Origin of the sequence: Paenibacillus sp. JDR-2 (assembly GCF_000023585.1) — a bacterium.
GTDB lineage: Bacteria > Bacillota > Bacilli > Paenibacillales > Paenibacillaceae > Pristimantibacillus.
The window spans coordinates 4,412,618-4,430,172 of sequence record NC_012914.1; the positions used below are offsets into that span (position 1 = coordinate 4,412,618).

Here is a 17,555-nt window from a genome sequence, read left to right on the forward strand (position 1 = left end):
CTTTGCGTCAACGCGCAAAGCAGCTTTTTATTTAAGATGAACGATGCCGCAAATAATTCGAGACGACATCGATCGCAACTCCGATCGCATCCTCTTGCGGCTCAAGCTTGGCATGATGCAGGCCATACGGCGTATCTACGCCAAGCCAGAACATAAGGCCCGGAATATCTTGAAGGAAATACCCGAAGTCTTCTCCGGTCATTGCTTCCGTGCATTCGATGAGCTGTACGCCTTCAAAAACACGAACCCAATCCATAAAACGTCCGGCTTCTTGCTCATTATTATAAACCTGATAATAATTCGAACCGTAGTCGAGCTCGGTCTGGCAGCCAAAGCTGACTTTAAGCCCTTCCAGCAGCGCCTCGATACGCGCTTTTACGTCGTTCATTGACTTTGCGCTCAAGGTTCTGATTGTCCCCTCGAGGCGTACCCGCTCCGCGATAATGTTCTGCTTCGTGCCGCCTTCGATCTTGCCTAACGTCACAACGACTGAGTCGAGCGGATCCACGTTACGCGAAACAATCGACTGAAGCTGCATGATGAGGCTTGCCCCCGCAACGATCATATCGTTGGCACGGTGCGGATACGCCGCATGGCCGCCTTTGCCGATGATATCGATAAACAGCTCCGACGTATTGGCGAATAAGATACCCGGACGCGTTGCGATTGTGCCTACCGGATATTCCGGAGCGACGTGCAGCGCCATCATAAAATCCGGCTTCCATTCTTTAAACTCTTCGCTTTGCAGCATCGGTAAAGCGCCACCCGGTCCCTCTTCCGCAGGTTGAAACACGAACAAAACATCGTCATTGACCGGCTGCTCCACGATTGCCGTCAATACCCCAAGCCCAATGGCCATATGAAGATCATGTCCGCAAGCATGCATGTAACCGGGATGCGTCGAACGGAACTCATAGCCCGTATCTTCTTCAATAGGCAGCCCGTCCATATCCGCCCGATAACCTAAACAACGCGCGCCGACAAGACCTTTCACCCGAACCAAGATGCCGGTACGCCAAGTGCGCACTTCCAGCCTCTCCTGCGGTAATCCGTTAATATACTCGAGCAGCATGGCTTGCGTCTTATACTCTTGAAACCCCGGCTCGGGGATCTGGTGAAACTTCCGCCTCAGCTCCACAAACTTGCTCATTCGATCAACTCCCTCCTGCAGCATGCAAGAGCCAACACAAATATCTGTCAGCCTCGCCAAACAAGGAAACACGCGCCACATAGATGGCGCGCGCTGCAAATCCTATTATTTCAAATCGCGAAGACCTTCAACGATAATCGTCTTGGACTTCGTTTTCTCGTCTACCATCTTGATAATGCGAGCAGGGACGCCCGCAACAACCGCATTTTCAGGCACGTCCTCGATAACAATGGCACCTGCTGCGATAACAGCGCCTTTGCCAACGCGAACGCCTTCCAGAACAACCGCGTTAGCGCCGATAACAACGTCATCTTCGATAACAACCGGCAGAGCGGATGGCGGCTCGATAACGCCAGCCAGTACTGCGCCTGCGCCAACATGGCACATTTTGCCGACTTGCACGCGTCCGCCAAGCGTTGCGTTCATGTCGATCATTGTTCCCTCACCGATCGAACAGCCGATGTTAATCGTAGCGCCCATCATGATAACCGCGTTGTTGCCGATTTCGACTTTGTCGCGAATGACCGCGCCTGGCTCGATGCGAGCGTTGATGCCCTTCAGGTCGAGCATCGGAATTGCGGAATTGCGGCGATCGTTCTCAACTTCGTAATATTGAATGTTTTCTTTCTCGTTTTCCAGCAACGATTGAACTTCCGCCCAGTCGCCGAACAGCACGCCGCCGTCGCCGAAATCGAATACTTTAACTTCAGCGTTTGCCGAAGCAATTTTGCCTTTGAAGTACACCTTCACCGGGGTAACTTTCTTGCCGTTCTTGATGTAATTGATAACTTCCATTGTTTGATCCATGTTTTGCATATCTTTTCGTCTCTCCTTCATCACCAGCAACTGTTCATTAAGACAAGCCTCTTTTTCCCGAACATTGTAGCACATGCCTTTGAACAGAGTCCATGTTTTTGATGGCTAATTATTGTGAAGCATCGTTCTTTAGAATAGCTTACTTTTTGCGTTCAAATAATGAATAATTTGCTGAAAAGTTTGCATTTTTCCGCATAGGCCTCTGAACGTTCTCCACGGCATATTAACGAAGACGGAGGGAATTAATCACATGCTCCATGTCGGCAGGAATCGGTGCTTCAAACTCCAGAAATTCTCCGGTCCGCGGATGCTTGAAGCCAAGAACCGCCGCATGCAGTGCTTGTCCTTTGAGTGCCACCGTCTTATTGCGGCCGTACATCGGATCTCCCGCGAGCGGATAACCGATATATTTCATATGAACGCGAATCTGATGCGTACGTCCTGTTTCCAGCTGCAGCTCTACGATGGTGTAGTCATCGGCAATGCGCTCGAGTACTGCAAAATGAGTGACGGCATGCTTGCTGTTGCGGTCCGTGACCGTAAACAGCTTCCGGTCATTCTGGTCGCGGCCGATCGGGGCATCAATTGTGCCTTGGTCATGCGGCAGATTGCCATGAACAAGCGCAATATATTTGCGCGAGACGGAGTGATCCTTAAGCTGCTCAGCCAGGGAAACGTGTGCGAGGTCATTTTTGGCCGCCATCAACAGTCCGGAAGTGTCTTTATCGATGCGGTGCACAATGCCGGGGCGAAGCACGCCGTTGATGCCCGACAGATCCTTGCAATGATACATCAAGGCGTTTACGACCGTTCCAGAGGAATGTCCAGGTGCCGGATGAACGACCATGCCCCTTGGTTTGTTGATGACAATAACGTCAGCATCCTCGTACACAATATCAAGAGGAATATCCTCGGCTACAATGGCAGCATCCTCCGGCTCCGGCACGCGAATGCCCACATGATCGCCGGAAGATAGCTTGTAGTTTGGTTTTACGGTATTCTGATTGACAAGTACTGCGCCGGATTTAATCCATTCCTGCACTTGCGTGCGCGATATGGAATCCTCGTTAAGGCTGTCCGTTACGAATTTATCGATTCGTTCTCCTGCCTGCTCCGGGGCTGCTTCAAATTCCAACAATTCTTCGTTTTCACTAAACAGGTTGCTGCTCATGCTCGTTTGGGTCCTTATCCTCTCTGTTGCCGATTCGTTTCGAATCTTCCTTCGAATTCAGCAAGGTATCAATTAAAATGCATGCTACGCCTACACAAATAGCGGAGTCCGCTATGTTAAAGATCGGGAACGTATAGCTGCCGAAATTAAACATCAGAAAATCAACCACTTCTCCAGCGATCGCACGGTCAAGGAAGTTGCCGATCGCCCCGCCCAGCACAAGGCCAAGCCCGGTCAAAAGCCATACTTTGCCTGATTTTCTGGAGGCCTGGATATACCAGATAATTGCACTGACAATAAGAACAGTGATGATGATGAAAAACACCCGCTGTTCCTGCAAAATGCTAAATGCCGCGCCGCGGTTCCGATACGAGGTAATAATAAAGAAATTGCCGATCACGCTGATTTGCTCACCGATTTCAAGCTGAGCCGCAATGATTTTTTTGGTGACCAAGTCCAGCAAAAATGCTGCTACCGCGATCCAGTAATAATAAAAACGCATCGTATCCCTCCTAGTTTGTACCAAACTACTGTATTGTAGCATAATGGCCCGCATCTGAGCCAGTAGTCCTCTTTCCAAAGAAGTCCTTTATAAAAAAAGCCGGTTTGCGAAAACTATAGCTTAGATATTTAACGTCTTACCTATTTCATCTAAGGAAGGTGCAACCGATGCCGAATGCAACACAGCTTGCACAGCTTCGAAACCGGCTTGAGGCGGAGAAACGGGAAATCGAGGAACGACAATCCCGCAACGAACATAACGGACTTGCCTCTTCGCTGCGCGATAATACCGGCGAGCTCTCCCCAATAGATAATCATCCGGCGGATCTTGGGACCGAACTTTTCGAACGCTCCAAGGACCTGGCTTTACTCGAAAACGAAGACCTCCACTTGACTCGTATTTCCCAAGCGCTTGAAGCTATGGATAACGGGACTTACGGTCAATGCAGGGCCTGCGGCAAACCGATTCCCGATGAGCGTCTGGAAGCTCTACCCGATTCCCTGTATTGCGTGGAACATGCGCCGCGGCAGGAGACTTCCCACCGCCAGCCGGCGGAAGAGGATTTCCTCGCCCCACCTTTCGGAAGATCCAGCCGCGATGACGATGATTATAACGGCTTCGACGGCGAAGATGCTTGGCAGATTGTTGAACAATGGGGGACTTCCGAATCTCCGGCTTTCTCGGAGAACAACAATGTCGACGATTATGACCACATCGGAATCGAAGCGGACGAGAACGACGGGTTTGTAGAATCCTACGAAAGCTTTGTTGCGACGGATATTACAGGCAACCATGTTTCCGTTATTCGCAACCGGCATTACAAGCAGTATATGGATCATGAAGAAGGCGATCACGAACTAGAGCAGGAATGAAAAAAAGGCGGAAGGTGCAACGCACCTCCCGCCTTTTTTAATAAATTTTGCCTTCCAGCTGGATTTGTACGACTCGTACGATATCAGCTATGTAATCGCCGATAATCGGCAAATTAAGCGCACCGATAATCCGCAGCACGTACAGAATGGTAGCTGCGAAGAACGTAAACCCGATCGCGATCCCAACGCCTCTAGAGAGGCCTCCCAGCAAATTGCGCCACATGAGCCGGAGCGGATGATTGAGCAAATCCACATAATCCGCGATTTGAGTCCGTTCCATGTCGGTCGCGATTTTGCTTAATCGCATGTCCAATCTGCTTAATGTATGTTCCATCGTTCCGTCATCAGACTTATCTTTCCGGTCTTTCTCCAGGTCGTTATCCAGTTTTACTCGGACCATGCAGCGTCCCCCTTTGCATTATCCATCCGCTTCCGGGAAGAAAAAAACGAGGCCTTGCCGTGAAGGCACTCGTTTTTTTGTGGCCATGCTCCTTATACTATATCCCGATCCCTGGCGTCTGTATGCCTAAACGCGGACAAGAATACCGATTTCTTTCTCGCCAAGCTGCACGCATTCCATACCTTCCGCTTTCTCGTAAGAAACGCTGTTCAGCAGGACATTCTCATTGAGGACGTTGCTGAATGTCTCCAGTGCGGCTTGCAGCCCGCCATCTACATCGAGAACAAGATCGATGCGTTTCTCGATTGGAAGATCAAGCTTTTTGCGCGTATCCTGAACGGCACGGATAACTTCGCGAACCCAGCCCTCCTGCTCCAGCTCAGGCGTAATATCCGTATTGAGCGCTACGGTGAGGCCGTTTGCGGACGCCGATGCAAAGCCGGATTTCGCTTGTTTCTCTACAAGCAGCTCTTCCGTGGTTACCGTGATTGCTTCGCCTTCCGCCGAAGTGAATACCAGGCTGCCGGAAGTGACTGCTTCGCGTGTCGCCTCTGGTGCCAGACCTTTCAGGTAGCCCTGGATTGGTCCAACATGCTTGCCGTATTTTTTGCCTGCGACTTTCAGGTTGAGCTTCAGGGTGAAATCTACAAAACCGCTGTCGCTGGTTTGAACCACAATAGATTTCACATTGATCTCGTCCTTGATGATATCCTCATATTCCGTTACCGCAAAATCACGGTCAAGCGATACGATCAGCTCGGACAAAGGCTGACGCGTCTTGATTCCGGTCTCGTTGCGCACGTTGCGAGCAAGCTCTACGATTTGCTTCGCGCTGTCCATATCGCGCTCCAGCGTCTCGTCGATTGCCGATTCGTCTGCAACCGGATAGTCTGCCAGGTGAACGCTCGACTCGCCGCCCAAATTGCCGTATACGTCTTCTGCAAGCAGAGGAGCATAAGGTGCAATGACCCGGGAGAGCGTCAGCAGGACATGGCGCAGAGTCTGGTAAGCTGCCACTTTGTCTTCTGTCAGGCCGCTGCCCCAGAAACGGTCGCGCGAACGGCGGATGTACCAGTTGCTCAGCTCATCGACAAATACTTCGATTGTTTTGGCAGGGTTCAGGAAGTCGTTCACTTCAAGACCTTTCACTACCGTCTTGATCAAGCTGTTCAGGCGGGATACGATCCAGCGGTCAAGCTTGCTTGCCGATGAGCGTTCTTCGTGATCAGCCGGATTAAAGCCGTCGATGGAAGCATACAGCGCATAGAACGCATGAGTATTTACGATCGTATCGATCACTTTCGATTTCGCTTCGCCTACGATACCTCGCGAGAAACGTTTGCTGTTCCATGGCGCGCTGTCCGCAAGAAGCGCCCAACGGAAGGCATCCGTGCCATACTCGTTGATGATTTCCCAAGGATCGATAACGTTGCCTTTGGATTTGGACATCTTTTGCCCGTTCTCATCAAGGATATGGCCTGTCGAGATAACGGCCTTGTAAGGAGCTTTGCCGTTGTACAGCGTCGATACCGCCAGCAAGCTGAAGAACCAGCCGCGTGTTTGGTCGATGCCTTCGCAAATCATATCCGCCGGATATTGCTCAGCGAATTCTTCAGCATTCTCGAAAGGATGATGCTGCTGCGCAAATGGCATCGAGCCGCTGTCAAACCATACGTCGATAACTTCCGATGTACGGGTCATTACTGCGCCTTCCTGGAATGGAGACTTCAGCTTGATTTCGTCCACGTAAGGTTTGTGCAGCTCGATATCCTCCGGAACAAAATCTACAGCGCGCTCGCGCAGGTCGGCAATGCTGCTTGGCGCGTATTCTTTGCCCGTTGCTTCGCATACCCAAACATTTAGCGGTGTTCCCCAGTACCGATTGCGGCTGATATTCCAGTCCACCAGATCCTCAAGAAACTTGCCGAAGCGGCCTTCGCGAATATGGCCAGGATACCAGTCAACCGTGCTGTTGTTGGCAATCAGCTGATCTTTCACCTTTGTGGTTTCAATGAACCAGCTTTCTGTCGCGTAGTACAGAAGCGGCGATTTACAACGCCAGCAGAACGGATAGCTATGCTCATAACGCTCTTTGGAGAAGAGCAAGCCGCGTTCGCTGAGCATTTTGACAATGTCGACATCGCAGTCTTTTACAAAACGGCCGGCAAGATCGGTGACTTCGTCAATATATCGGCCGGCGTTATTTACAACGCTAAGCATGCTGATGCCGTTCTGGCGGGAAACTTTATAGTCATCCTCACCATGGGCAGGTGCGATATGAACGATACCCGTACCGCTTGTATCGCTGACGAAATCGCCCGGAATAACCACGTGACCGTGTTCAACCGGTACGTAGCGGAATGGAGGCTCGTAGGAAAGGCCTACAAGCTCGGAGCCCTTCAGCGTGGAAAGTGTCTCATAACCTTCTTTAAGTACGCTTTCCGCCAGATTTTGAGCTACGATGTAGACTTCGCCGTCTTTGGAGGCACGGACATAATCCAGCTCCGGATTTACCGCCAATGCCACGTTAGCCGGCAGCGTCCACGGCGTTGTTGTCCAAGCGAGAATGGATTCGCCGCTTGCGAGCTTGAATTTAACCGTTGCGGAAAGATCCTTCACGTCTTCATAGCCTTGCGCAACCTCATGCGAGCTCAGCGTAGTCTGGCAGCATGGGCAATACGGGCTTACGCGGTGACCCCGATAGAGAAGCCCTTTGCCGTGGATCGTCGAAAGGATATGCCATACGCTCTCGATGTACTCGTTCTTAAGCGTGATATAAGGATTATCCAGATCCGTCCAGTACGCGATAGCTTCCGTAAGCTCGCGCCATTGCTTCTCGTAGACAAATACGCTGTCTTTACATTTCTTGATGAATTCCTCAACGCCGTATTTCTCGATCTCTTGCTTCCCGGAGATGCCGAGCTGTTTCTCTACGCCAAGCTCTACCGGGAGTCCATGCGTATCCCAGCCTGCTTTACGGACTACGCGGTAGCCGGACATGGTTTTGTAACGGCCTATAAAGTCCTTGATTACACGGCCCAGTACGTGACCGATATGCGGCGCGCCGTTAGCGGTCGGAGGACCTTCATAAAATACATAGTTTGGCTTGCCGGCGCGGTTCTCGATGGATTGTTTGAACGTATCGTTCTCAGCCCATTGCTTCAGTACGCGCAATTCGCGGGCTCTTGCTTTTTCTTTGACGTCTACACGTTGCATGGTTGTTGCCTCCTAAAAAGAATTGAAACCTAAACCGAGATTGAATCCGAAGGTTCGTGAAATTCTTGCATCGTAAGCATTAGCTTAAAGAATTGAAACCTAAACCGAGATTGAATCCGAAGGTTCGTGAAATTCTTGCATTGTAAGCATTAGCAAAAAACAAATAAAAGCCCCGTCCCTGTAAAAGGGACGAGGCTGCGCTCGCGTTACCACCCTTGTTCCGCAGACCAGCAGCTAAAAAACAACCGGATGCGGCACCTTGGCGCGAATTACGTAAATTCGCGGTCCCTGTAACGGGGGACAAGCCGTCAGCCCTTAATAATGGATCCCATAGGATCTCATGTTCAGCACTGCTTCTCGGAGATGATTTTCCGAATCGGTTCGAACGCCGCTTCTCAGCAATCAACGGCTCTCTGGTGAACGAACTGGGAATCGTACTCGTTCTCGTCAATGAAGTTCCAATCAATTATCATGCAATTAATTCTATTTATAGCTTATCGCAGAGCGGTTGTCAAATGACAAATGCCTATCCTCTCTGCAAATGCTCCGCCGATAAATGGGTTACGGAAGACGAAGAATGCGAGGAATGGGATAGCTGCGGAGCCGATGATTCCAGCGAATCCCAGCCATCTTGGCTGAGCAGCTCAAGCTGTGCTTCAACCAAAGTCCGGAAGCGTGCACGATAGATCGATGCCTGTTTCTTAAGCTCTTCCACTTCAAGAGATACTTTGCGGGATTTGGACAGCGACTCATTAATAATGCGGTCCGCATTCTTCTCCGACTCCTTGATAATGAGCTGGGCTTCCTTCTTCGCGTTGTTTCTTACTTCATCTGCCGCTTCTTGCGCAACGATAATCGTCTTGCTGAGCGTCTCTTCAATATTCGAGAAATGATTCAGTCTTTCTTGAAGACCAAGAATCTGATTCTGAAGCTCTTTGTTCTCACGAATAATGGATTCATAATCTTTGATAACCTGGTCAAGGAATTCGTTGACCTCATCCTCGTCATACCCGCGTAATCTTCGTCCAAATTCCTTGTTATGTATGTCCAATGGCGTCAACGGCATTGGCGCACCTCCTCAACGTATTTGCCGCAATCGCGGATGTACTCGGAAAAAATCGTTGTGAATTTGGATTCGACAGTTGTTTCCAAAATCCTGCAACAGATTAAATAAATTTACCAACCTTGACGCGAATTCTTCCCTTTTTTGTCATGCCATCAATTTCCATAACCTTAAATCTGCCTAGGCCTTTAAAGGAGACGACATCTCCTAATTTCAATTGCTCGGACGGATTCTCGGCTGTCTTCCAGTTCACTCTGCATCTGCCTGCGCGGATCGGATCTACGATTTTCGTCCGGCTGATCCGGTAGACGTCACTAGCGATTCCATCAAGGCGCATCGAGGCGACCGTGAAGGACATTTCTTGAAGGGCAGGTACAACGGGTTTAAGCTTAAGTGTGGGAATTATTTCCGTAAGTACGCTCGCACGATGCACTTGTCTTAAGTGTACATTTAAGTAATCGGCAATTTCGTCCAAAACAATTATATGCGAATAGTCCTCATGAACATGAATATCTCCAATTCGATCACGTTTGACGCCGAGCCCGAGCAATGCGCCCAGGTAATCGCCGTGATCAAGCTCGCTTCCGCCGCCGGTTACGGCGAGAACGGACAGACCAATCGGTTCATCGTCCAAGTAGCGGTACTCCGGGCCAATAATCGCCCTGCAGCGCTCTGCCTCCGGATACCCTCCGGCAAGTCTAAGCTGGACATCCGGATTCCGATTCGCCAGCATCTGCAGGATCTGAGCCTGCCTCGGATCTAAAAAATCGGTCCGCTTCAGCTCATGCAGCTGCGCGGACCGTTCAACCCACTCCAACGCCCGGTCGACAAATGGCTTCTCGTCCGGATGGAAATGTTCGTATACTGTTGGCTTCATAAGCTGTCCTTCCTCTAGAACATGTTCACAATGAAATCGACAACCGCATAGAGGCCGTAAGCGATAAAGCGCAATGCAAAAATGGCAATAATCGGGGAAATATCAAGCATCCCGCCGATCGGTGGAATGAATCTGCGGAAAATTCCGAGATACGGTTCTACCAGCCGGCCCAGAAATACACCGATAAAGCTTTCACGCGCATTTGGCAGCCAGGACAGCAATACGTAGCCGATAATCATAAAGCTGTAAATGTTCTGGATGTTCATAATCAAAGAATAAACACTCAATTCAAGGTCACCTCATCTTATTGTAATCAATATCCTCTGCCAACATTTCGGTAATAGCGCCTTGAATTTCTACAGAATCCGGTGTGCACAGGAAGATGTTTGGCCCAAGCTTCGAAATGTGGCCGTTAAGCGCATAGACTGTGCCGCTTAAGAAATCAACAATCCGCACAGCCAAATCCGTACGCACACGCTGCAGATTCACGATAACCGCCCGGCGCGAACGCAGATGGTCGGCAATATCCTGCGCTTCATCGTAAGAACGCGGTTCGCTCAAAACAACGCGTACGCTCTTTTGCGAATGAATGCTCACAATATTGTTGTTATTGCCGCCTTTGGAGTTTCTACGTGCTTCGAACGGAGAAGTTTCAACTTCCGGTTCTTCCGCTTGTGGCTGCTGCGTTACTCTTTCGCGCTCGACTACCTCTTCCTCTTCCTGAAGACCAAGAAAGTTCATAAATCGGTTCATGACACTCATCGTTACCCCTCTTTTCCTACTAGTATGGTTCCCAAGCGGATCCAGGTTGCGCCTTCCTCTATCGCTACTTCGAAATCTCCTGACATGCCCATAGACAATTCCGTCATCGATTCCGCGAGGATTGCACGCTCGTTCATTTCATCTCTTAGCTTGCGCAAAGAACGAAATATAGGCCTTGTCTCTTCTGCTTCCGTCTCATAAGGTGCCATCGTCATAAGGCCGATAATGCGCAGCGATGATAATTCCTTAAGCTCAGCTAGAAATGCCGGCAGCTGTTCCGGGTCAAGACCATGCTTGGATTGTTCGCCCGATACGTTAACCTGAACCAAACAAGGAACGGTGAGACCAAGCTGGGAAGCCCGTTTGTCAATCGCCTGCGCCAAAGACAGACGATCCAGCGAATGAATGTATGTAAATTTGCCTATGACGTCTTTCACTTTGTTCGTCTGCAGCGAACCGATGAAATGCCAGACAGCTTGTCCGCCGTTTTCACCCGTAACACTGTCGCTTATGGCTTCCCATTTCTCCTTGGCATCCTGCCAGCGGTTCTCGCCAAGATGCCGGAGACCAAGCTGATGAGCAGCCTGCGCCGTTTCAAGCGATACGTATTTCGTTACCGCAATAATATTCACTTCTTCGCGGCTGCGGCCGCTACGCTTGCAGGCTGCCGCAACCCGGCGCTCCACTTCTTCGATTCTTTCCTGCAATGCTTCTTTGATTGTAGTCGTCATTCGTTCACCTTTCCCGGATACCGATCCAGCTGGCCATACGGCCCGTTTTGCCGCCTTCCTTCCGGTGGGAGAAAAATTGATCCGTGCTGCATCCCGTGCACCACTCGGATAATTCGATATGAATCGGCAAAATTCCTGCTTCAAGCATAATATGTCGGTTAATTTGTTTTAAGTTTACCATAGCTTTACCGTTTTCCACCAATGTCATCATCAGATCAGAGCTCGAATTCAGCTTATCTGCAAGCCCTTCTACAAGCGGCTGAAGCTTATCTATCACAAAACCGTCCACTTCGTAGCAGCAGTCGCTGATCGACGGACCTATGGCGCAAAGCAGTTCTTCGGGCTTAGTCCCGTACTGCCGTTCCATCGCTTCGATCGTCTTGGACGCAATTTGCTGAACCGTCCCTTTCCAGCCTGCATGAGCTAATGCTACTGCTTGATGCTGCTGATCGTAGAAATAAAGCGGTACGCAATCAGCGTAAAAGGACGCCAGCAGCACGCCCGGAATGTCCGTCATTAGACCGTCCGTATCGGCAATTGCCGAATCGCGCGACAATCTGCCCTTCCCGCGCTCGCTTTCGGTCACCTGGAAAACTTCGCAGCCATGTACCTGCTCCCCGCAAGTCCATGCTTCAAAAGGCCAGCCAATCGTTTCGGCAATAAGCTGACGATTGCGCACAACGTCGTCATCCGAATCTCCCACGTGCAGGCCAACGTTCAGCGACGTCCACGGCTGCTCGCTTACTCCGCCGTTCCTGCCAGTAAATCCGGCGGTTAGACGGTCATTTTGCTCCTGCCAATTAGACAATAAAAAAAGCGAAGGTCCCTTCGCCGTAAGTACAGATTTAAACGATTCCATACGGGCACTCACCTCTGTAAGCAGTTTAACCTGTTATGTGCGCGCGTGCAAATCTTCGTCTTCCAGCTTCTTATTGGAATCATCCAGCCGCACAAGCACAACGTCTGCCCCAATCTTCACAATATTGCGCCAAGGGATAACAACCTCGGTCCCTCCATTGCCGAACACGCCAAGAAATCTTGTGAATTGGGGAATAACTATCGCATCGATACGCCCCTGGCGTAGATCCAGCTCCAGATCGCTGATCTGCCCAAGCTTCTTGCCGTCCACGATATTAATGACATCCTTGGTTTGGAAATCGGATATCTTCATATGCTCATCACCACTTTTCTTAAATATAAGAACGTCGGTGCAGTCGTTTACAATTGTCGTTCATAGGGATAAACATCCTCACTTATCTATATGTACAAAACGCCCAAAATGTCCTGTTCCCGCAAAAAAACAAGTTAGGCTCGTTTTCCGGGCATATAAAAAACGGCGCCTTGCGGCGCCGTCAGGTTTTTACATGCTTTTGCATTTGTTGGATGGCCGATTTCTCGAGCCTGGATACCTGTGCCTGTGAAATGCCGATTTCGTCGGCTACTTCCATTTGCGTCTTTCCTTCAAAGAAACGCATGGATAAAATCATTTTTTCGCGGTCATTCAGCTTATGCATCGCTTCGCGAAGCGCAATTTCCTCGATCCACGATACATCCTTGTTCTTGTCATCGCTGATCTGATCCATTACATAGATCGGATCTCCGCCGTCATGATAGATCGGCTCAAACAACGAGACGGGATCCTGGATCGCGTCAAGAGCGAACACGACATCTTCTTTCGGTACGTTCAGCGCTTCGGAAATTTCAAAAATCGTTGGTTCACGCGAGTTTTGATTCGTCAGGCTGTCACGAACCTGCAGCGCTTTATAGGCAATATCCCTTAGGCTCCGCGATACGCGGATCGGATTATTGTCACGCAAGTAACGGCGAATTTCACCGATAATCATCGGCACGGCATAGGTGGAAAACTTGACGTTCTGGCTAAGGTCGAAATTATCGATCGCCTTCATAAGTCCAATGCATCCGACCTGGAATAAGTCGTCTACAAATTCTCCCCTGTTATTAAACCGTTGAATCACACTTAGAACCAGCCTTAAATTGCCGTTAACTAATTTCTCTCTGGCTGCCCATTCGTTTTGGGTTTGTAGTGCGGTAAACAACTCCCGCATTTCGGCATTGGTCAGGACAGGCAGTTTCGCGGTATCCACTCCACAGATCTCGACTTTATTTCGGGTCAACGTGATTACCTCCCAAGGAGAAACATTAATGTACATTATCTCCCTGGACCCCTATTTTATTCTTCCGAAAAAGGGGTATCTGTTGCCCCGAAAATGGGTATACCATTACACCATTTTGTTAAATTCCTTGCGAAGCCGTTTAATAATCCGCTTTTCCAGGCGTGAAATATAAGACTGGGAAATACCAAGAAGATCGGCTACGTCCTTCTGGGTTTTTTCCTCGCCGTCGGCAAGCCCGAAGCGCAGCTCCATAATAATCCGCTCCCGCTCCGACAGCTTATCAAGCGCTTTATGAAGCAGCTTGCGGTCAACCTGCTCCTCAATATTCCTGTAGATGGTATCGTTCTCCGTACCAAGGACGTCAGACAACAGCAGCTCATTGCCATCCCAGTCAATATTAAGCGGCTCGTCAAAAGATACCTCTGTCCGAGTCTTGCTGTTACGGCGCAGATACATCAGAATTTCATTCTCGATACAACGGGATGCGTAGGTAGCGAGCTTGATTTTTTTCTCCGGATCAAACGTATTTACGGCCTTGATGAGACCGATGGCCCCAATGGATACCAGATCTTCGATATGAATGCCGGTATTTTCGAACTTGCGCGCAATGTATACGACAAGACGCAGATTGCGCTCAATCAGCATCGCGCGGATCGCCGTATCGCCGGATGGAAGCTTATCGAGCAAGTATTCTTCTTCTTCGCGGGTTAAGGGCGGAGGTAGCGCTTCGCTGCCGCCGATATAATAGATTTCTTCGCTTTTTAATCCGAATAAAAACAAAACACGATAATAATATAACTGCAGGACTAATTTCCATTTGACGAGCATCCGGCCCATCCCTCCCCAAAATGATGTAAACGTTCGTCTTCTTAATCCGATCATTGGCTGTTCTGAACGAGTGACGGATGGATAATCGCTTGGTAAGCGCTGTCCGCCGAAAGCTTGCCGCCGTCAATGCCGACAAGTACCTTCCGAGAGACGAACACTTGCCCTTCCCGCTCAATCTGAACAAAGTCCGGCTTTAGTGCCAACATAAATTGCGATCCGCGATTGATTCCTCTGTAGGGTACAAGTCGCAGCCGGTCCTGCCAGGCAAAAGATTCCTCTCCTAGGCCGGCAACCAGCCGATCCACCTGCGATTCACGAATGCTTTTCAGCCATGATTCCGGCAGGTCATCTTGCCATACGTTTGCTTCCACAACCATAACCGGCGTCCTTGTCAGCGGATCGTACAGCTGGTTGCCCGTGTCGATCAATCCGGTGCAAGTATGCTCCCGGTCGCCGATTTGAATCTTCACTTCGGCCAAATGGGTCCTCACCAGCTCCCTCTCTCGCCGCTGAACATAAACCGAGCGGTATATGTAAATGCCGATACTAAACGCAGCGAGCACATAAATAAATCCCATCTTCAGCTCGACCTGCATACCGCCATTTATAAAGGTGATCGTACGCCATACTTCGCCTGAACCCTGCATCAGCAAGTAATGAATACCGATTATCGCCCCGGCCGCAACAAAATTCACGGTGTAGAAAGCTGCGATGTTCCTGAAGAAGTTCTGGATGGAAAAGAAACCAAACGCAACCCATAACATGAGGAGAGAAATCAGTATTTTTACCGCTAACGTAAAAAGAATCGATAAGGGCGGGAACAACATAAGAACAACGTAACAAGCACCAATGCTGGCCGCCGTCAGCACCCGCCAAGGACGTGCCCGGATATGACGCACCCAGGCGGTCGTCAGCAGTATACTGCCGTCAACAAGCAGCTCCCGCACAAACATGACATCGACATAAACAGTCACAGCTTCACCTTCCAGCGGGTTCGAACGACAGAACGTTTGCCCTCCCCTCTGGAGAGAACGATTGAACCTAGTATATAAAAATCCTATTTCAAAGTCTGTCTAAACATGACGGCATGACATAGCTTTTTTTGTCGAGGGTATATTGCGAGTTTATAGGGCTAACGGGTTGTTGCCGTACCGGGAATATGGTAATCTTTATCCATATAATTCCTATGGCTGTGTAGCACACGCCGCGTCTCCAGGATCTATTTTGCTCCTGAGACGCGGCTTTTTTTATTTCCACTTGACGGGGAGCATGACTGGATTTGTCGTATGAAGAAGTTTTTAATAGTTGGTATGACGATCATCTTAAGAGACGCGGCGGCGAAAATAAAAGAAGACTGATGGAGGGATTGGGGTCATGAGAGCAAGCTTTTTCTTCAAAAAGCATGGTGGTATGCCTTCTCCCCTTTCGACGATCTTCACCCGGTGTACGAGCTGGCTGATTCCGTGACGGGAAGCGATATCTGGATATTGCGTGGCAGTTCTCGGACAATCTAGTAAGGCAAAATCATCTGGTAATCGACGGCTGGCATGTCCTGCGCTTCTCTTACGACGACGTGAAGGACAAACCGCGTATGTTTATCCACACTCTGCAGCAGTTTTTCAAGGCGCGTCTGGGACGTGCCGAGGCGGATGAGGTGAGTGCGGATGAAATTCTGGAGGCGGAGATCCTAAAGAATGCCCGGCAGCTCGGCAGGCCAGTAAGGCCGATTGACGTGGAAAGATATCTGCAAATCGGGGAAAAGCGCACAAAGGCCATTCTGCTTCGAATGCTAGCAAATCAAAAACTATCGAGCACGGTAGAGGTACCTACCCGCACACAAACAAAAACGCCTGACCGGCGAGCCGGTCAGGCGTTTTAAGATTTAGCGGTCGTTGCGGCGGTTGCGCAGGAACGCAGGGATTTCGAGTTGGTCGCTCGAAGTAGATGCGCCAAACGGCTTCACCGGAGCAGCTTGCTGCTGCTGCGGGGACGACGCGGATTGCGCAGTCTGACGCGCTTCCGGCTCAGCTTGCGGCTGCGCCATGCGGCGCAATGCCGCGGACGGTTTGCTTTCGAAGCCTGTCGCAATAACCGTAACCTTGATTTCGTCTTTCAAGTCTTCGTCGATGATTGCACCAAAGATCATGTTTACTTCCGGATCGGAAGCGGAAATAACGATCTCTGCTGCTTCATTGACTTCATACAGGGACAGGTTGCTGCCGCCTGTGATGTTCATGATAACGCCGCGAGCGCCATCGATGGACGTCTCGAGCAGCGGGCTCATGATCGCCTTTTTCGCCGCTTCTGCCGCACGGTTCTCGCCTGTTGCGATACCGATACCCATCAGCGCCGAACCGCGCTCCGTCATAATCGTCTTTACGTCCGCAAAGTCGAGGTTGATCAGACCAGGTACCTGGATCAAGTCCGAGATACCTTGCACTGCTTGACGAAGCACGTTGTCCGCCTCGCGGAACGCTTCCAGCATTGGGGTCTTCTTGTCCACAATCTCAAGCAAACGGTCATTCGGAATAACGATCAGCGTATCTACTTTTTCCTTCAACGCTTCGATGCCAAGCTCCGCTTGTGCGGCACGTTTACGGCCTTCGAAGGTGAACGGGCGTGTTACTACGCCGACTGTCAGCGCGCCGCATTCGCGGGCAATCTCGGCAATAACCGGAGCTGCACCGGTACCCGTACCGCCGCCCATGCCGGCTGTAACGAACACCATGTCCGAACCTTTCAATTGCTGCACAACGAGCTCTCTCGACTCTTCAGCCGCCTTCTTGCCTACTTCCGGATTTGCGCCGGCGCCAAGACCGCGAGTCAGCTTATCGCCGATTTGCAGCTTATGCTCGGACTTTGCCAGATGCAAAGCTTGCGCATCCGTGTTAACTGTTATGAAATCGACGCCTTTAACGCCGTTTTCGATCATTCGATTAACCGCGTTGCTGCCGCCGCCGCCAACACCAATTACTTTTATTTGAGCGAGTTGCTCCAGATCCAAATCGAATTCCAACATCTTTCATTTTCCC

Annotated in this window: 19 protein-coding genes and 1 other annotated feature; of the genes, 2 read left to right on the forward strand and 17 right to left on the reverse strand. The window is 50.2% G+C overall.

Annotated features, from left to right (window positions below; all coding sequences use genetic code 11):
* Positions 1 to 31 precede the first annotated feature (31 nt).
* From PJDR2_RS19485 to lspA, 4 genes are all read right to left on the reverse strand, one after another.
* Positions 32 to 1,150, reverse strand: coding sequence for an N-acetyldiaminopimelate deacetylase (locus PJDR2_RS19485; protein ID WP_015845437.1), 1,119 nt, complete (start codon positions 1,148 to 1,150; stop codon positions 32 to 34).
* A 105-nt stretch (positions 1,151 to 1,255) separates the two neighbouring features.
* Positions 1,256 to 1,966 (reverse strand): 2,3,4,5-tetrahydropyridine-2,6-dicarboxylate N-acetyltransferase, encoded by a 711-nt coding sequence (gene dapD / locus PJDR2_RS19490; protein WP_015845438.1) that lies wholly within the window; start codon positions 1,964 to 1,966, stop codon positions 1,256 to 1,258.
* A gap of 223 nt (positions 1,967 to 2,189) precedes the next feature.
* Entirely contained in the window at positions 2,190 to 3,137 is a 948-nt protein-coding gene (locus PJDR2_RS19495) for an RluA family pseudouridine synthase (RefSeq protein ID WP_015845439.1), read from the reverse strand.
* Positions 3,118 to 3,639: a signal peptidase II gene (gene lspA, locus PJDR2_RS19500; protein ID WP_015845440.1), complete on the reverse strand. Its 522-nt coding sequence runs from the start codon at positions 3,637 to 3,639 to the stop codon at positions 3,118 to 3,120. Before lspA ends, PJDR2_RS19495 begins: the two co-directional genes overlap by 20 nt.
* A 167-nt stretch (positions 3,640 to 3,806) precedes the next feature.
* On the opposite strand from lspA, the gene PJDR2_RS19505 reads away from it, so the two are divergent.
* Complete coding sequence (locus tag PJDR2_RS19505) at positions 3,807 to 4,511, forward strand: TraR/DksA C4-type zinc finger protein (RefSeq protein WP_015845441.1); 705 nt, start codon at positions 3,807 to 3,809, stop codon at positions 4,509 to 4,511.
* 37 nt (positions 4,512 to 4,548) lie between these two features.
* On the opposite strand, the gene PJDR2_RS19510 is transcribed toward PJDR2_RS19505, so the two are convergent.
* The 12 genes from PJDR2_RS19510 to spoIIGA form a co-directional block, all read right to left on the reverse strand.
* A complete protein-coding gene (locus PJDR2_RS19510) occupies positions 4,549 to 4,845 on the reverse strand; it encodes a DUF5665 domain-containing protein (RefSeq protein ID WP_190276227.1) in 297 nt (98 codons plus the stop codon).
* 192 nt (positions 4,846 to 5,037) lie between these two features.
* Entirely contained in the window at positions 5,038 to 8,127 is a 3,090-nt protein-coding gene (ileS, locus tag PJDR2_RS19515; protein WP_015845443.1) for an isoleucine--tRNA ligase, read from the reverse strand.
* Positions 8,128 to 8,309: 182 nt separating this feature from the next.
* Positions 8,310 to 8,587, reverse strand: a binding site (T-box leader).
* Positions 8,588 to 8,653: 66 nt separating this feature from the next.
* Complete coding sequence (locus PJDR2_RS19520; protein ID WP_015845444.1) at positions 8,654 to 9,193, reverse strand: DivIVA domain-containing protein; 540 nt, start codon at positions 9,191 to 9,193, stop codon at positions 8,654 to 8,656.
* A gap of 100 nt (positions 9,194 to 9,293) precedes the next feature.
* A complete protein-coding gene (locus PJDR2_RS19525; RefSeq protein WP_015845445.1) occupies positions 9,294 to 10,067 on the reverse strand; it encodes an RNA-binding protein in 774 nt (257 codons plus the stop codon).
* A gap of 14 nt (positions 10,068 to 10,081) precedes the next feature.
* Positions 10,082 to 10,333 carry a YggT family protein gene (locus PJDR2_RS19530; RefSeq protein WP_041614427.1) on the reverse strand — a complete coding sequence of 84 codons (252 nt, stop codon included), beginning with the start codon at positions 10,331 to 10,333 and terminating at the stop codon, positions 10,082 to 10,084.
* A 28-nt stretch (positions 10,334 to 10,361) separates the two neighbouring features.
* Complete coding sequence (locus PJDR2_RS19535; RefSeq protein WP_015845447.1) at positions 10,362 to 10,829, reverse strand: cell division protein SepF; 468 nt, start codon at positions 10,827 to 10,829, stop codon at positions 10,362 to 10,364.
* 2 nt (positions 10,830 to 10,831) lie between these two features.
* The gene (locus PJDR2_RS19540; protein WP_015845448.1) at positions 10,832 to 11,560 is read right to left on the reverse strand and encodes a YggS family pyridoxal phosphate-dependent enzyme; all 729 of its coding nucleotides are present in this window, start codon (positions 11,558 to 11,560) and stop codon (positions 10,832 to 10,834) included.
* A gap of 4 nt (positions 11,561 to 11,564) precedes the next feature.
* On the reverse strand, positions 11,565 to 12,419 hold the full coding sequence (pgeF, locus tag PJDR2_RS19545; protein ID WP_015845449.1) for a peptidoglycan editing factor PgeF: 855 nt from the start codon (positions 12,417 to 12,419) through the stop codon (positions 11,565 to 11,567).
* A 33-nt stretch (positions 12,420 to 12,452) separates the two neighbouring features.
* A complete protein-coding gene (locus tag PJDR2_RS19550; RefSeq protein ID WP_015845450.1) occupies positions 12,453 to 12,731 on the reverse strand; it encodes a PRC-barrel domain-containing protein in 279 nt (92 codons plus the stop codon).
* A gap of 181 nt (positions 12,732 to 12,912) precedes the next feature.
* Entirely contained in the window at positions 12,913 to 13,695 is a 783-nt protein-coding gene (sigG, locus tag PJDR2_RS19555; protein WP_015845451.1) for an RNA polymerase sporulation sigma factor SigG, read from the reverse strand.
* Between the two features lie 105 nt (positions 13,696 to 13,800).
* A complete protein-coding gene (gene sigE, locus PJDR2_RS19560) occupies positions 13,801 to 14,523 on the reverse strand; it encodes an RNA polymerase sporulation sigma factor SigE (RefSeq protein WP_015845452.1) in 723 nt (240 codons plus the stop codon).
* Between the two features lie 50 nt (positions 14,524 to 14,573).
* Complete coding sequence (gene spoIIGA, locus PJDR2_RS19565) at positions 14,574 to 15,497, reverse strand: sigma-E processing peptidase SpoIIGA (RefSeq protein WP_015845453.1); 924 nt, start codon at positions 15,495 to 15,497, stop codon at positions 14,574 to 14,576.
* Between the two features lie 617 nt (positions 15,498 to 16,114).
* Between spoIIGA and PJDR2_RS19570 the strand changes: the two genes are divergently transcribed.
* Positions 16,115 to 16,402, forward strand: a complete 288-nt coding sequence (locus tag PJDR2_RS19570) for a hypothetical protein (RefSeq protein WP_015845454.1) — start codon at positions 16,115 to 16,117, stop codon at positions 16,400 to 16,402.
* A gap of 3 nt (positions 16,403 to 16,405) precedes the next feature.
* Here the strand turns inward: PJDR2_RS19570 and ftsZ are convergent, their stop codons facing one another.
* On the reverse strand, positions 16,406 to 17,542 hold the full coding sequence (gene ftsZ, locus PJDR2_RS19575; RefSeq protein WP_015845455.1) for a cell division protein FtsZ: 1,137 nt from the start codon (positions 17,540 to 17,542) through the stop codon (positions 16,406 to 16,408).
* Between the last annotated feature and the right edge of the window lie 13 nt (positions 17,543 to 17,555).

What these genes read in the sequence shown, in the direction of transcription:
- PJDR2_RS19550 (WP_015845450.1), bottom strand. Translation starts at nt 12,731, where the DNA reads ATGAAGATATCCGATTTCCAAACCAAGGATGTCATTAATATCGTGGAC.
- PJDR2_RS19530 (WP_041614427.1), bottom strand. Translation starts at nt 10,333, where the DNA reads ATGAACATCCAGAACATTTACAGCTTTATGATTATCGGCTACGTATTG.
- ileS (WP_015845443.1), bottom strand. Translation starts at nt 8,127, where the DNA reads ATGCAACGTGTAGACGTCAAAGAAAAAGCAAGAGCCCGCGAATTGCGC.
- dapD (WP_015845438.1), bottom strand. Translation starts at nt 1,966, where the DNA reads ATGCAAAACATGGATCAAACAATGGAAGTTATCAATTACATCAAGAAC.
- PJDR2_RS19525 (WP_015845445.1), bottom strand. Translation starts at nt 10,067, where the DNA reads ATGAAGCCAACAGTATACGAACATTTCCATCCGGACGAGAAGCCATTT.
- sigE (WP_015845452.1), bottom strand. Translation starts at nt 14,523, where the DNA reads ATGCTCGTCAAATGGAAATTAGTCCTGCAGTTATATTATTATCGTGTT.
- PJDR2_RS19540 (WP_015845448.1), bottom strand. Translation starts at nt 11,560, where the DNA reads ATGACGACTACAATCAAAGAAGCATTGCAGGAAAGAATCGAAGAAGTG.
- PJDR2_RS19570 (WP_015845454.1), top strand. Translation starts at nt 16,115, where the DNA reads ATGTTTATCCACACTCTGCAGCAGTTTTTCAAGGCGCGTCTGGGACGT.
- PJDR2_RS19495 (WP_015845439.1), bottom strand. Translation starts at nt 3,137, where the DNA reads ATGAGCAGCAACCTGTTTAGTGAAAACGAAGAATTGTTGGAATTTGAA.
- pgeF (WP_015845449.1), bottom strand. Translation starts at nt 12,419, where the DNA reads ATGGAATCGTTTAAATCTGTACTTACGGCGAAGGGACCTTCGCTTTTT.
- PJDR2_RS19535 (WP_015845447.1), bottom strand. Translation starts at nt 10,829, where the DNA reads ATGAGTGTCATGAACCGATTTATGAACTTTCTTGGTCTTCAGGAAGAG.
- ftsZ (WP_015845455.1), bottom strand. Translation starts at nt 17,542, where the DNA reads ATGTTGGAATTCGATTTGGATCTGGAGCAACTCGCTCAAATAAAAGTA.
- PJDR2_RS19520 (WP_015845444.1), bottom strand. Translation starts at nt 9,193, where the DNA reads ATGCCGTTGACGCCATTGGACATACATAACAAGGAATTTGGACGAAGA.
- lspA (WP_015845440.1), bottom strand. Translation starts at nt 3,639, where the DNA reads ATGCGTTTTTATTATTACTGGATCGCGGTAGCAGCATTTTTGCTGGAC.
- PJDR2_RS19505 (WP_015845441.1), top strand. Translation starts at nt 3,807, where the DNA reads ATGCCGAATGCAACACAGCTTGCACAGCTTCGAAACCGGCTTGAGGCG.
- PJDR2_RS19485 (WP_015845437.1), bottom strand. Translation starts at nt 1,150, where the DNA reads ATGAGCAAGTTTGTGGAGCTGAGGCGGAAGTTTCACCAGATCCCCGAG.
- PJDR2_RS19510 (WP_190276227.1), bottom strand. Translation starts at nt 4,845, where the DNA reads ATGGAACATACATTAAGCAGATTGGACATGCGATTAAGCAAAATCGCG.